This is a genomic window from Rhizobium sp. ERR 942 (genome assembly GCF_007828395.1).
In the GTDB taxonomy this organism is placed as follows: Bacteria; Pseudomonadota; Alphaproteobacteria; order Rhizobiales; family Rhizobiaceae; genus Rhizobium; species Rhizobium dioscoreae.
On sequence record NZ_VIUA01000002.1, the window covers coordinates 651,781 to 666,340 of the forward strand.

Below are 14,560 nucleotides of genomic sequence, written 5' to 3' on the forward strand. Positions count from 1 at the left end.
AACCTCTGGGGGTGAAAGTTATACGCGGTATGTCGGCAAACGACATCCGCGGGCCGCTTCTCGAATTGCAATCCTGTCTTCGCCGTTCATCCTGCTATTTGTAGGGATCGGCGGCATCGCGCAAGCCGTCTCCTAAAAAGTTGAACGCCAGAATGACCAAAATCACCGGGATCATAGGGAAAAGGAGCCATGGATAGAAGGCGATAACGCTGACGCTTCTTGCCTCAGTCAGCAAAATGCCCCAGCTCGTGATTGGCGGGCGAAGCCCCAATCCGAGAAAGCTGAGGGCGGTTTCGCCGAGAATCATGCTGGGGACAGAGATCGTCGCCGTGGCGATGAGATGCGACATGAAGCCGGGAACGAGATGACGGCCGATGATGCGACGCGTGCTTGCGCCCATCAATTGCGCGGCGAGCACGTAGTCTTCCTCCCGCAGGGACAGAAGCTTCGAGCGCACGGCGCGTGCAAGGCCGGTCCAGTCGAGAATGCCGAGAATAATGGTAATGCCGAAATAGACGATGATCGGACTCCAGCTCACGGGCATGATCGCCGCCAGCGCCATCCACAATGGCAGGCTCGGCAGTGATTGCAGCACCTCGATCACGCGCTGAACGAGGAGATCGAAAAGACCGCCGTGATAGCCCGCCAGACCACCGATGACGATGCCGAGCACGAAGCTGACCGTAATGCCAATCAGCCCGATGGTCAGGGATATGCGCGCGCCATAGATGATGCGCGACAGCACGTCGCGGCCCAGCCGGTCGGTTCCCAGTAGGTACATTTGCCCGCCGACCGCAGGACAGACCAGATGGACGTTCGAATCCACCAGTCCCCAGAACCGGTAGGCGTCGCCCCGACAGAAGAAGCGGATCGGCTGTACATCCGAGGGATTATCGATATAGACCCGGCGCAGCGTATCGATATCGAGGGTCATCTTGCGGCCGTATACGAACGGTCCGACAAACTCTCCGTTGTTGAAGAAGTGCACCGTCTGCGGCGGCGAATGGATGTAATCGACGTTGCGGGTATGCAGCCCATAGGGAGCGAGGAACTCGGCAATGACGATCATGCCATAGGCCAGCAGCAGGAAAATGCCTGATGCAAGCGCAAGCTTGTGCTTTTTGAACTTCCACCACATCAGCTTCTTCTGAGAAGCCATGTAATAGCGCTGCTGGCCGGCCGACATGGCTTCGAACTGATCCGGATCGAAATCCGCGTTCGAGACGTAATGCTCTAGGGGAGCCCCGGGTTTTGGCAGGGATACGCTCACTTTGTGCTCCTGCCTTGCAAGCGGATGCGGGGATCGAGAAAGCCGAGCGCGATATCCGAGATCAACACGCCGATAACATTGAGGAAGGCGAGAAACATCAGAAATGAACCGGCAAGATACATGTCCTGGCTTTGCAGGGCCCGGATCAACATCGGGCCGGTCGTCTCCAGCGACAGCACGATGGCGGTGATCTCAGCGCCCGAAATGATCGACGGCAGGATGGAGCCGATATCGGCCACGAAAAAGTTCAGCGCCATGCGCAGTGGATATTTCACCAGAGCCTTCAGGGGGTGCAACCCCTTGGCCCGTGCCGTGATGACATATTGCTTCTGCATCTCGTCGAGCAGATTGGCGCGAAGGCGGCGGATCATGCCCGCCGTTCCTGCCGTACCGACGATGATGACCGGAATCCACAGATGCGACAGGATCGAGCGCGCCTTTTCCCAGCTCATCGGCTGCGAGAGATATTGCTGATCCATCAGATGGCCGATCGACACGCCGAACCATACATTGGCGAAATACATCAGGATCAGCGCCAGCATGAAATTCGGGATGGCAATGCCGAGCAGGCCAAGAAAAGTCAGGCCGTAGTCGCCCCAGCTATATTGATGGGTGGCGGAATAGATGCCGATCGGAAAAGCGATCAGCCAGGTCAAGAGGATTGTTGTCATCGACACGAGGATTGTCAGCCAGAGCCGGTCGCCGACGACATCCGATACCGGCAGCTGATATTCGAAGGAATAGCCGAAATCGCCATGCAGCATGCCGCCGGCCCAATGCAGGTATTGGAGCGGCAATGGCTGGTCGAGCCCGTATTCGTGGCGAAGATTCTCCATATCCTGGAGATTGGCGGTGTCGCCTTGAGCACGCAGTTCGGCGATCTGGCTATCGAAGAAATCGCCGGGCGGCAACTGGATGATGGTGAAGACCAACATGGAGATGATGACCAAGGTCGGGATCATCACGGCGGTGCGCCAGAGGATATATTTAAGCATTCCGGCGTTCCTCCTTCATCCAGAAGGTGTCCGGCATGTACACGCCGAGCAGGCAGGTCGGGTCGAAGCCGTAAAGCGCCTTTTCCGGCACATTCTGCATGCGGGCCGAATGCACGATCGGCTGTAAGGTGGCGTTGACCAAGCCGATGGAGAACACTTGATCCGTATAAATCTTTAGCATCTTGTGCCAGATTTCGGCACGTTCGAAGGAGGAGGCAGCTTCTTCCCATTCGCCCAGGAGCTTGACCAACTCGACTGCTTCCGGCACATCTGGAGCCACCCCTTGCGTCTGGCGCGAGAGATAGTACATGCCCCAAAGCGGCCATTGCATCTGGTCGTTGGCCGTCGGCGCCAATTCGCCCGGATTCATGTCGGCCGTCGCCACGCCATTGTCGAGGCCGAACCACATTGACATCAGAATGCGGCCGCTCATAGCGCGACTGCGGAAAACATCACGTTGGGACACGCGAATGAAAAGCGCGATGCCGATCTTGCGCCAGTGATCCGTCACCAATTCGAGGACGTCGGAATCGAGCGTGCTTTCGCCCGGGGTTTCAACGGTAATCTCCATTCGCCGGCCATCCGACAGCAAACGGATGCCGTCTTCATCTCGTTTGTCCAGGCCGGCAGCGTCTAAAAGAGCATTGGCCTGATCCGGATCGTGCTCGATCCAGGCAGAGGCATATTCGGGTTTGAAAAGCGGGCTGTCGGGTAACATCGTGTTGGCGCTTGCCGTACCGAGGCCGTAGAAGACCGCCATATTGATCTCGTGACGATCGATCGCAAGCGACAGCGCTCTGCGCACCCGAACATCGCGCAAGAGATCGCGCCAGACTGGATCGGCGCTATTCAGATTGGGGTACAGGGCAACGCGTGACCCGCGCGCCGCCTTCCAGAGATCGACCTTGATCTTGCTTGGATCGCGCCTTTCCGCTTCCTTAAGGAACGTATAGTCATTGAAGTCTATGCCGGTCGCCTGTAGATCGCTTTCCCCCGCACCAGTTTTGGCGGCGATGATCGCCGAAGAACTGATGTTCAGGATCATGCGATCGATATAGGGCAACTGCCGCCCGTTCTCGTCAACGCGATGGAAATAGGGGTTGCGTTCAAATACGAATTGCTCGGCCGGCGGCGCTGTCGTGTTTTTCCATGGATCGAGTACCGGCAGATTGGGATTTTCAGGCCGGTAGGAGCGGCCCATCTTGATATGCAGATCCTGCCATTTCTTCACCCGGTTTTCCTTCATCAGCGAGGAAAGACGAATGCTGTCCTGGTATTTCTTGTGGAACTGCTTAAGATAATGCGCCGGCCCGGCGATGACGAGCGGCTGGGGCGCGGCCAGGATCGGCAGGAAATTCGGGTTGGGATCATCCCAGGAATAGCGCACCGTCAAGTCGTCGATCAGCTCGAAACGCGGCAGACTACCGTGCGGGCGTAGTTCCAGCGCGCCTCCTCCGGGCGTTAGCTCTTTGTTGAGGATGACGTCTTCCCACCAGTAACGAAAATCATGGGCCGTAAACGGCTGCCCGTCGGACCATTTATGGCCCTCGCGCAGCTTGAAGGTGTACACCATATCGTTGACGGCGGAAAAGGACTCGAGAATATCCGGCTGAAGCGTCAGCGTGCTGTCATAACCAACCAGGCGAGCATAGCCATAGATGGTCATGAGGCGGATATCGTTCTGGCTGCCGATGAGCGTGCGCACGGAGCCGCCATAACGGCCCGGCATGCGGCCCATGGCCGCGACGTTGACGATGCGCGGGAATTTCGGCAAACGCTTGGCAAGGTGCGGCATCTGACCCGCCCTCAGCCAATCGGCGAAATATTCCGGCTCGTTGTCGATGTCGGCTGCGAGAACGGGCTGAGGCAGAACGGTAGAGGCCAAAAGGCCAAGAAAAGTGCGCCGATTGATCATTTGCGCAGCTCCCGGGCACCGAGACCCCGGCGGGCGCGCACGAAATGCCCCCCGCCCAAATCGGCATAGGCCAGATCTCCGTCCGCTCCCTCGGAGAATTGCGGCCCCCATTTCTGCTTGGCTGCGGCGCCTTCGCTGCCCAGGGCGGAGAAATCCAGCGGCCGGTCCAGATCGGGGAATGGCACCGCCGCAAGCAGCGAGCGCGTGTAGGGATGAACGGGATCGCGCAGGATGATCTCGCGCGGCGCGATTTCGACGATGCGTCCACGCGCCATGACGGCAATCCGATCAGCCATATAGTCGACCACCGCCAGATTATGCGAAATGAACAGATAGGTCAGGCCGAGTTCTTTCTGCAGATCCTTGAGGAGATTGAGGATCTGCGCCTGGACGGACACGTCGAGAGCCGAGACGGGCTCGTCGAGGATCAGAAGTTTTGGCCCAAGCGCCAATGCGCGCGCAATTCCGATGCGCTGGCGCTGGCCGCCTGAAAAGCTGTGCGGATAGCGGCTCAGATAGTGCCTATCGAGCCCGATCGCCTGCATCAGCGCCGTCACCTTCTCCTTGCGCTCAGCGCTGTCACCATGCCCGTGAATTTCCAGGGGTTCGCTCAGGATGTTGCGGATGGTCATGCGCGGAGAAAGCGAAGAGACCGGGTCCTGGAAAACCATTTGGATCTTCGTGCGCAGATCCATCAATTCATCGCCCTTGACGGCAAGCACATCGATCTTGCCGCTGCCGTCATCGAAGGTGACGGAACCGCTATCGGCGGTAACACCCCGCATCAGGATCTTGCTGACGGTCGTCTTGCCGCAACCGCTTTCTCCGACCAGGCCGAGACATTCGCCGCGGCGAATATCGAAACTGACATCATCGACCGCACGGAACTTCGTGCCATCCCGTCGCCCGAAAAGCCCGCCGGCCTTCGAGGTGTAGGTCTTGGTCAGATTGCGCACGCTGAGCAGGACATCGGGTGCGGTGCCCGTAGCCGGCACACCGTTGCCGATAAGCTTCTTCTTCCCCGAGAAAGTGCCGAGATTGACCGGGACATCCCGCAAAGATTTCAATCGCTCTCCCGGCTTCATGTCGAAATGCGGCACCGCCGACATCAGCGCCTTCAGATAGCGATGCTGCGGCTGACGGAAGATCGTCTCGACGGGACCTGCTTCCATGATCTCACCGTGATAGATGACCACGACCTCATCGGCCATGTTCGCAACCACGCCGAGATCGTGGGTGATCAGCAACATTGCCATGTTGAACGTCTGCTGGAGATTGCGCAGCAGTCCGAGGATTTGCGCCTGGATGGTGACATCCAATGCCGTCGTTGGCTCGTCGGCGATCAGCAGCGCCGGATTGCAGATCAGCGCCATGGCGATCATCGCGCGCTGACGCATGCCTCCGGAAAGCTCGAAGGGATACATGTCGAAAGTGCGAACCGGGTCCTGAAAGCCGACGAGGTTCAGCATCTCTTCCGTCTTTTCGCGCTGCTCAGCTCTACTGGTGCCTGCGCTGTGAATGCGAAGCGCTTCACCGATCTGGTTGCCGACCGTATGCAGCGGCGACAGCGAGGTCATCGGCTCCTGGAAGATCTTTGCCATGCGCGCGCCACGAAGCCCGCGGATCGCGGCACCATCGCGCGGCAGCTGGAGAATATCGGTCGTCTGACCGTTGAGCGGATCGGTGAAGAGAATCCGGCCCGTCGCCTTTGCCGCCGTTGGGAGGATGCCCATGATCGATTGGCTGATGATCGACTTGCCGGAGCCGGATTCGCCGACGAGCGCCGTAACCTTGCCTGGAAGCACTCTCAAGCCGGCATTCTTGACGACGCGCAGACTATCTCCGTAAAGGGAAAACGAGACGTCGAGGTTCTCGATACGCAGTAGATCAGTCCCTGACGCCATACATATTACTTCCCGCTCACATGACCTTTGTGGCCTTGGACGGCACACTAACGTAGGCCATAACGGGTGTCTAGCTGGTCAAAGCAATGCGGAGACTGTAAAAAAACTGTCGCCTTTCCAGTGATATATCGGCTTATGCTGAAGCGCGAGGCATGCGCAGTCACGGAGTCAGGTTTTCGACTTGAAGACGGCTCTCGAACTTCTTGGCGTCCCTATGCAAGAGAATGACCTGTTCGGCCTCGGAGAGGCTGTCTGGTGCCGCCTCCTGAAAGATCTCGAGCGCGCCATTGGATGGCGTCGCGGCTTTCGGGGAGACGACGGTGAAGCGCTGACGCACGCCGCGCAGCTTCTCCTCTCCAAGTTTTCCCCATTCGCAATCGGTGTAGCTGGAAAATGCCTGGCTCGCGACGACTTCGGTCCCATATTTCTTGGTCAGCGACTGTAGGCGCTCGACCTCATTGACCGCCGCGCCGAATGCGGAAAACGTCAACCGGTCCCTCAAGCCGACATTGCCGAACATGACGTTGCCGACATGCAGGCCGATCCCATAGCGAACTTCGCTCAAATTGCGCGACTGGCGATCGCTGTTGAGTGCCTTGACACGGCGTTGCGCCTCGAAAACAGCCGAAAGTGCGGCTTCGCAAGCCACCTTTGACGGGTCCTTGTGCCGCCCGCATGGGTAGACGGCGAGAAATCCGTCGCCAAGGAAGCTCAGGATTTCGCCGCCATTGCGATTGAACGGCGCCGCGATCGCGTCGAAGAACTCATTGAGCGTATCGATATAGGCCTGGCGCCCTTCCTTTTCGGCATAAACCGTGGATTGCCGCATGTCGCCCATGACGAGGGCCGCACGGATCGTCTCGCCGTCGCCGCGGCGAATCTGACCATTCAGCACGCGCTTTCCGGCATCGCCGCCGAGATAGGTGGTCAGCATATTGTTGGCGAGCTTGCCGAGGACCGCCATCTTGGCGGCCATGGCCAGATGATTCTGCATGCGCATCAGCGCGCCGATCATCTCTTCGCTAAAACCGCCGATGCTGTCGGTCGACCAGGAACCCATCATCCCCTGCACAGAGCCCGCGCCGAAAGTCTGCACAAAGGCCATATAGTCGGTGACCTTCTCCTTGCGCAGATCCTCGAAAATCGGAAATTCGACCGCGCCATCGACATCGATCCGGCGACGCAGGTGCTGAAGATTGTTGGAGAGAAGATAATAGTAGGGGCTCTGCACGAAGCGTTCCGGCTTCTCGTTCTCATGCCGGTAGCCCTCGATCATCAGACCGCCAGTGCGCCGCCAAGTAAAGCCGAGCGCATCATAGAGCGGATGAAGCATGGAAAAGGTCAAATGCACGCGCTTGAGCGGCATCCCCGTCGCAGCCATGCGTTCGCAGAAGCCGCGAACGATGGTCTCCAGGTTTTCGCCCGTGAGCGCCGCCTGTGTCAGCCATTCCGCTACTTTATCGAGAAGAAGATCAGAAACACTCGAATGAATAGTCATTGTCCCCGCGGCCCATCTTGCAATGCCCGATGTCTCCCCGGCCATGGAGCACCGGCTTCTTCGCCGACGTCCACTTCCGGAATTTCCGGCCTATCGTTCAAGGCTGGATGAAACAATCATTCAACGGCACCAGCGCGTTCCCATGCTACCCCTGGATCGCGCGGGCACCAGAAAAATCGACTGCATCTCTCACGCCCCGCACAGGAAATGCAGCACAACGACAGCCGTCGCAATCGACGACTCTCGTTTTGTTCTCTTTCAGATAAGGCGCATATTCAGCTGAAACAATGGGCTAAACCGAAATGGGTCGATAAAAATCACGACTGAAACCCATGGCCAGTTGCGCGTGGCAATCGAAGATCACTCGCTCGCGGCAAGCTCGGGCGGCCTCTTTTCCCGCAGCGCCATGGCCGCCATCGCATAACCCCCGCTCGCCCCGTCGATGAAATGCATGTGGTCGCGCATCAGCGGGGTCGGCACGAAACAGGTCATCAATGCGCTATCCTGGCGATGCAGACCAAAACGGCAGACACCCTCCGCCTCGGCCTGACGCAAGCGCGCCTCGATACGCTCAAGATGCGTGGCGTCGACATCGATCGTCATTTTCAGGCCATCGTCGAACTTGCGAAAATCGGAATTCGCCGCGAGATCACGCCGGTAGATCTTGACATCAAAGCTTCCAGCCCTCGCTCCGAACTTAGAGAGAACCCACAACAGAATGACCTGCGCGTCAATTGCAAGCTTGCGCCACCAGCGATTGGCCGGGGTGGCCAAAGCCCGCGCTTCGATATCGGCGCCACCGAAACTCAATGCCGGCGTCGGACCTTCGACCGGGACAGGGTGGCCGTCGCGGCTCTGCTCTGCGGAAATCGCGATGATATCGGCGACCAATTGCTGAAATTGCGAACCGTTTCCACCCTCGCCGGGAATGGCGATGATGGAGACGATCTCGCCATTTTGCGCCTTGATCGGGTTCCAACGACAGGAAAGGCCCGTGAGATCTGGCTCCTCCTTCTCCGACTGGGCTTCGACGATGAAGCGTCCTGCCTTCATTTGTCGTTCCGCCCAGCTCGTGCCGCCGCCGGAAAACATGGCGTAGGAAACATGGTCGCTCGGGTTGAACCGCGCGACCTGCACGTCGAACCCTTCCCCGCGAATGGCGCTCATCGGCACCAAAGCCGTGCGCAGATCGAGTTGCAGCTCCTCCATCACCCAGCCTCGTACCGCCACAAGCGCCTGTCGCGCCCGCTCCGCGCCGGAAGGCGGGACGGCGACCAATGCACCATCCCCGCCGAAGGCGAAGGGATAGTCGCCTCGGTCCAAAGCGTTGAGTACGGCGGAAATCACGCTGGCGCCTGCCATATTGACCGATTTGTAATGTCCGGCGGCAATCGCCTTCGTGGAGCTGACGATATCGGCGATCGCAATCAGCCAGTCATCCGGTAGGGGCTGGTAATTGGCGCTGTCCGTCACGCCTTCGAAACGCGTGAAACCCGCAAGCTTATGGAAGAAATCATCATTGGATGGCTCGGCCATGATGTCCCCCTTCATTGAGCGCCGCGACAATCTATCCCTACAGCAAATGCGCCGAAAATCTAGCGGGTGGTCGACGCCGCAATGCCCGCCGTGCTACGCCCACTGCGGGAGAGGCACAAGACGCCAAGGATACTTCAAATACGATGAGCCGCCTCGATAGTTTCATTCGCCGCCTCAGCGCGCAGCGCGATATCTTAAATGCCGTTGCCAACGAGGTGAGAACGCTTGGCGGCCCCGTGCTGGAGCTCGGTCTTGGCAATGGCCGCACCTTCGATCACCTGCGCGAACTTTTTCCCGATCGCCGCATCATTGCCTTCGACCGGACGGTCAATGCCTACGGTCCTTCGATGCCGTCGGCCGACGATCTTGTGCTCGGTGAGATCAGGGACACGGCGAAAACCTTCATCGGCGCCAATGCCTCGCTCGCCCATGCCGATATCGGCACCGGCTACGAAGACAAGGATGCAATAACATTGACCTGGCTGCCCGAGATCATGGCTGGGGTGGTGGCACCGGGCGGGCTTGCGGTCAGCGGCCTTCCTCTCGATCATCCAGATCTCGAGGCGCTGCCCCTGCCCTCGACCGTCAAGGACGGCCGCTATTTCATCTATCGGCGCAAATAGGCTCAGTGCAGAAACAGAACGTCGAACTGTTCGCCTTCGACCGGCAGTTCGACCACCTTCATGACCTGCTCGCCGTCTTCGAAGAACGCAAGACATTCGCTATAGTGTCCGGCGAGATCGGCGATGAAGTCTTTGGTCTGATCCTTGCCGTAGAAGGCCGGGGTGAATTCCATATGAAGCGGCACTTTGCGGGCCATCAGCGCCCCCATCGAACGACAGGCAACCGGCTCATAGCCCTCGATGTCCATCCAGATCAGCCCGATATCGGCGGAATCGACGCCTGCCTGCAGGAGAATATCGCCGACCGGCTGGACAGGCACCGAGATCTTTTCGTCGGTCGCGCTCTGCCGCAATGCGCTGCTTTTGCCATGATTCTTGTGGTTGAGATAGAAATCGAGCTGCCCCTCGCGATCGCCGGCGGCGCAATTGACCGCCGTCACCATCTTCTGCAGGCCATTGTCGGCGATATTGGCCTGCAGCAGGCGAAAATTGCGCGGATCCGGCTCAACGCTGACGATACGATCATAGGCGCCGCTCAAGGCAAAATAGCAGGTCTGCGTGCCGATATTGCCGCCGAGTTCCAGGAGTGCCGAGCCCTTGCGCAGTAAGCCGCGCTCGCGCAATACGCTCAGCAAGCGGTCGACATGGTCGCGCTCGAAATGCCCTTTGCGAAAAACCTTGCGGCCGATGTAGTCGGCGGGCGAGAAACTGAGGACGTGATCCCCGCAATCGACCGTCATCATCTTGACGCGAGGCCCAATCGCACTGACGAGGATATCCCGGCCCAGCCTGGTGTCGAAGAAGCGCGTGGCGATCGCATCCCGCTTGCGGCGAAAAGCCCGTCTCCAGTATTTTTTTGTGAGAATCCTACGGTCGAACATGAGCGCCATCTCTACACCGGCGCCATTGCATTGCAAACGGACAAGGTCGACGATGCCGCCACGCTCTGAAAATCAGGCAAAGTGGGCGCTCGCCTCTTTCGAAACGATGTAGACCCGCAAGGGCTCACCGCGGCCTCTGACGGCAATCTCCCGGCTTTCGGTGCCGGCAATATCTGCTTCCGAAAGCTGCGCCACCGGTTCTGAAAAGACGAGCGCGGTATTGAACTCCTTGGCGACGCTTTCAAGGCGGCTGGCGACGTTGACCGTATCGCCGATTGCCGTCACGTTCTTGACGGTGCCATACCCCATCGAGCCCACCACAGCGAGGCCAGTATGGATGCCGATGGCGATTTCGAGTGGGGCAGCCAGTTCATCAGCGAGCTCCGCACTGAGCTTGTCGATCTCGCGGATGATCGCGGCGGCGGCCTTCAATGCCTGGCGATTGGCCTCCTTCGGGGTCGTGCGAAGGCCGAAGAGCGCCATGGCGCCATCGCCGATGAACTTGTCCATCCGGCCACCATTTTCTTCGATGATACGGCCGACGATCGCGAAATAGCGGTTGAGCAGGAAGACGATGTCGAAAGGCAGTCGCGATTCCGTCAACGACGTGAAATGGCGCAGATCGCAGAAGAAGACGACGATCTCGCGCTCGCGGCCGGGACTTGCCGTTTGCGTGTAGACCGGGATCGTCGCCTCCGCCATCGGCGTCAGCAGCGGCACAACGCTGACGTTTCCGGTTGGACGCAGTTGACAGGCAAGCCTGACATCCGGCGTGGCGCCGATACGGTTCAGGGTCTTCTGCTCCAACGGCTCGGGCGGCGGAAGGTTTTCCGCCCCCTCGATGATTTGCACGCGGCAGGTGGAACATTGCCCCTTGCCGCCGCAGACCGAATAATGCGGGATACCGCCGAGACGGCTTGCCTCGAGCACGCTGAAGCCGCGCGGCGCGTGCACGACTTCCCCGCCCGCGTAACGAATGGCGACCTGATATTGCCGCTCTTTTAGCCTGCGATGTGCCCGGAAAGCGAAAAGAGCGGCGATCGACAGGCTGAAGGCGCCATAAAATCCGGCGCGGTACGGCCACAAGTCTTCCGCCATTTTACTGCCAGGCGCCGAGCCTGACTCGCCGAAGCTTCGCACGTCGCTGTAGTAGCCGCCGGGATAGCCGCGCTCATCCTCCTGGGCGACCTCATGTGCCACCGTCTTGCCCATTGCGGCAAAGCCGAGCAAAGCGAGGATCGGCAGAACAATGGCGAGCGACAGCATGACGGGCGCGATCGCCATGTACCAGGGGCGGTAGCGCAGCCAGAAATGAACGCCGATACACCCATGAAGCCAAACGATCAGAAGGACGAGCGACTGGCGCACACCGTTGAATGGCGACGTCACCCACAGGCTGCGCACGATCGCCTTGTAGGTATCGTGATAGCCGTAGACCTCATGAACGATGCGCGTCGCAACGATATGGTCTATCAGCAGGAGGGGGACCAATAGACCGGTAACGATCTGAAAAGCCTCGCCCGCGGGCATGACAAACGTCCTGCGCTTGTAGAGCATTCGCAGCACGAGCAGGATATGCAGGATCAGTGCCCCATAGAGCAGCACGGTTCCGACCGGATTGCGCCAAACCGCCATGAACCAATGCTGCGCACGTTCGGCCATGCCGAGCGAGATCAGACCGAGGGAATGGTTGGCCAGATGCATGATGACGAAAGCAAAAACGATCAGACCGGAGCCGAGACGGAGCTTTCGCACGAGGCGATCGGTTATGATTGGCTTTCTTGCCTCGATGGTCATCAAACCCAATGTATATTGCCCGTTCACAACAGATCCGAAAACGGCTATCGCCTATTCATCTACAGCGGCGCGCGTCATATATGACGCGCAAAAATCGCTGTAGCACTTTTAACCTGCGGCATAATTTTATCCTCAAATCGATTCCGATTTAAGGAATTATGCAGTAGCCGCAACACCGCATACTGTCGAGGATGCGGCTTTTTGAAGCAGGGACCTTATTGTCACGCAACCGGTCGGAATTCGGGCAATCCTCTCACGATTCGGGTTCCTGCCATCACTTAATCGTCAACGGTGCGACGACATCATGAAGATTGCCTTTTATGCTCCCTTGAAGTCGCCTGCCCATCCGGTCCCGTCCGGCGACCGGCTGATGGCGCGCCAGATCATCGCAGTATTGAAGATGGCCGGGCATGAGGTCGAAGTCGCTTCCGAATTGCGCAGCTTCACGCCTACCCCGGAAGCCGGCCCACGCGCGGAGATCGCCAGACAGGCGGAGAGCGAGATGGGCCGACTGCGGGAGCAATGGCGGGACAAGGCGGCACCCGATCTGTGGTTCACCTATCATCCCTATTACAAGACACCCGATCTCATCGGTCCACCCATCGCCAGCACGCTGGGCATTCCCTATGTTACGGCCGAGGCCTCCTACTCCCGCCGTCATGACGAGACCGGCTGGAGCGAGAACCAGCGCCTTATCGCCGATGCGGTAAGGCTTGCCGCCGTCAATCTGTGCTTTACCGAGCGGGACCGGCTTGGTTTGCTCGATGCGATCCCCGATGGCCGCTACGAGCGCTTCCTGCCCTTCATCGATACCGCACCCTTCGCCCGCTCGTCCTCCGATCCGCGACGGCTGATTACAGTGGCAATGCTACGGAAGGGCGACAAGTTTGACAGCTACGCCATGCTGGCGGGTGCGCTCGATCTTATCCGCGATCAGGATTGGATCCTGACCATCATTGGCGACGGGCCGATGCGGGCCGAGGCAAGGTCATTGTTTTCCACATTCGGTGAAAGCCGCATCATTTGGCGCGGAGAGCGTTCCACCTCAGAGATCGCGCAAGAACTGGCGGCCGCCGGCCTTTATGTCTGGCCCGGCTGCAACGAAGCCTATGGCCTCGCCTATCTGGAAGCGCAGGCGGCGGGCCTGCCCGTCGTCGCGCAGGCAACGGCCGGCGTGCCGGAGGTGGTGATGGCGGACAAGACAGGACTTCTAACACCAGAGGGCGATATCGAGGCCTATGCCAGTGCCATCGCTCGACTTTTGAACGACCAGAACCTGCGGCAGACCATGGCAAACGCAGCCTATGACTTCGTGCATCAGGAGCGCTCGCTGACCGCCGCAGCGCGGCGGTTGGAAACCATTCTTCGAAACCATTTGGGAGACACCTATTATGAGCGATAGAGCCGATTGGCAGCCCGTGCGTGACGAGCTGCGGCGATGGAGCGAGGCGGGACGGAAGGTAAAATTCTGGTTCCGCGACGACGACGCCATCGAGCCGACCCCTGCCCTCGACCGGCTTCTGTCGCTTGCCAATCGTTTCGACGTGCCGATGGCTCTGGCGATCATTCCGGGACCGACGGGCGAGGCACTGGCCGAACGTCTGACGCGGGAAAGCCACATCACCGCCACAGTGCACGGCTGGACGCATCAAAACTATGCCCCTGACGAAACCAAGAAGCAGGAGCTCGGTCTGCATCGGCCGCAGTCGATCGTGCTCGACGAGCTGCACCGCGGTTTCGATAAGCTGAAGACCCTTTACCCCCAACAGTTCGTGCCGCTGTTGGTCCCGCCGTGGAACCGGATCGATGATGCGCTGTTGCCGCATCTCGCCCCCTTCGGCTATCGCGCCGTCTCCGTTTTCGGATTGGCAAAACAGGCCCCCATCGGCTTGATCAACACCCATATCGACATCATGAGATGGCACGGCGTACGTGGTGGTTTACCGCATGCCGAAGTAATCGGACGTCTCGTGGAAGAACTCCGGATCCGTTTCGACGGCCATGACGAACCGATCGGGGTGATGACGCACCATCTCGCCCATGACGATCTCGCCTGGAATTTCGTGGAGGCGCTGTTTGAGGAGACGGCCGACCATGCCGCCATCGAATGGCGGCCGGTCGGCGACTTCGTGCATTAGTCG

At 59.1% G+C, this 14,560-nt stretch carries 11 protein-coding genes; 3 read left to right on the plus strand and 8 right to left on the minus strand.

Going from position 1 to position 14,560, the window contains the following annotated elements; genetic code table 11:
- Nucleotides 1-94: 94 nt before the first annotated feature.
- The 6 genes from FBZ97_RS09860 to FBZ97_RS09885 form a co-directional block, all read right to left on the minus strand.
- Complete coding sequence (locus FBZ97_RS09860; RefSeq protein WP_145318899.1) at nucleotides 95-1,270, minus strand: ABC transporter permease; 1,176 nt, start codon at nucleotides 1,268-1,270, stop codon at nucleotides 95-97.
- A complete protein-coding gene (locus FBZ97_RS09865) occupies nucleotides 1,267-2,265 on the minus strand; it encodes an ABC transporter permease (RefSeq protein WP_145318902.1) in 999 nt (332 codons plus the stop codon). Before FBZ97_RS09865 ends, FBZ97_RS09860 begins: the two co-directional genes overlap by 4 nt.
- A complete protein-coding gene (locus tag FBZ97_RS09870) occupies nucleotides 2,258-4,180 on the minus strand; it encodes an ABC transporter substrate-binding protein (RefSeq protein ID WP_145318905.1) in 1,923 nt (640 codons plus the stop codon). Before FBZ97_RS09870 ends, FBZ97_RS09865 begins: the two co-directional genes overlap by 8 nt.
- Complete coding sequence (locus FBZ97_RS09875) at nucleotides 4,177-6,084, minus strand: ABC transporter ATP-binding protein (RefSeq protein WP_145318909.1); 1,908 nt, start codon at nucleotides 6,082-6,084, stop codon at nucleotides 4,177-4,179. Before FBZ97_RS09875 ends, FBZ97_RS09870 begins: the two co-directional genes overlap by 4 nt.
- A gap of 160 nt (nucleotides 6,085-6,244) precedes the next feature.
- Entirely contained in the window at nucleotides 6,245-7,582 is a 1,338-nt protein-coding gene (locus FBZ97_RS09880; RefSeq protein ID WP_145318912.1) for an adenylate/guanylate cyclase domain-containing protein, read from the minus strand.
- Between the two features lie 360 nt (nucleotides 7,583-7,942).
- Nucleotides 7,943-9,118 (minus strand): DUF3095 domain-containing protein, encoded by a 1,176-nt coding sequence (locus FBZ97_RS09885; protein WP_145318915.1) that lies wholly within the window; start codon nucleotides 9,116-9,118, stop codon nucleotides 7,943-7,945.
- Nucleotides 9,119-9,261: 143 nt separating this feature from the next.
- On the opposite strand from FBZ97_RS09885, the gene FBZ97_RS09890 reads away from it, so the two are divergent.
- Nucleotides 9,262-9,741: a class I SAM-dependent methyltransferase gene (locus FBZ97_RS09890; protein ID WP_145318918.1), complete on the plus strand. Its 480-nt coding sequence runs from the start codon at nucleotides 9,262-9,264 to the stop codon at nucleotides 9,739-9,741.
- Between the two features lie 2 nt (nucleotides 9,742-9,743).
- Here FBZ97_RS09890 and FBZ97_RS09895 read toward each other — a convergent pair whose 3' ends face one another.
- Nucleotides 9,744-10,622, minus strand: coding sequence for an FkbM family methyltransferase (locus tag FBZ97_RS09895; RefSeq protein WP_145318921.1), 879 nt, complete (start codon nucleotides 10,620-10,622; stop codon nucleotides 9,744-9,746).
- 72 nt (nucleotides 10,623-10,694) lie between these two features.
- On the minus strand, nucleotides 10,695-12,419 hold the full coding sequence (locus FBZ97_RS09900) for an adenylate/guanylate cyclase domain-containing protein (RefSeq protein ID WP_145320017.1): 1,725 nt from the start codon (nucleotides 12,417-12,419) through the stop codon (nucleotides 10,695-10,697).
- 304 nt (nucleotides 12,420-12,723) lie between these two features.
- Here FBZ97_RS09900 and FBZ97_RS09905 point away from each other — a divergent pair, with 304 nt between their 5' ends.
- Together FBZ97_RS09905 and FBZ97_RS09910 are read left to right on the plus strand one after the other, a co-directional pair.
- On the plus strand, nucleotides 12,724-13,821 hold the full coding sequence (locus FBZ97_RS09905; RefSeq protein WP_145318924.1) for a glycosyltransferase family 4 protein: 1,098 nt from the start codon (nucleotides 12,724-12,726) through the stop codon (nucleotides 13,819-13,821).
- Nucleotides 13,811-14,557, plus strand: a complete 747-nt coding sequence (locus FBZ97_RS09910) for a polysaccharide deacetylase family protein (protein WP_145318927.1) — start codon at nucleotides 13,811-13,813, stop codon at nucleotides 14,555-14,557. Before FBZ97_RS09905 ends, FBZ97_RS09910 begins: the two co-directional genes overlap by 11 nt.
- Nucleotides 14,558-14,560 lie beyond the last annotated feature (3 nt).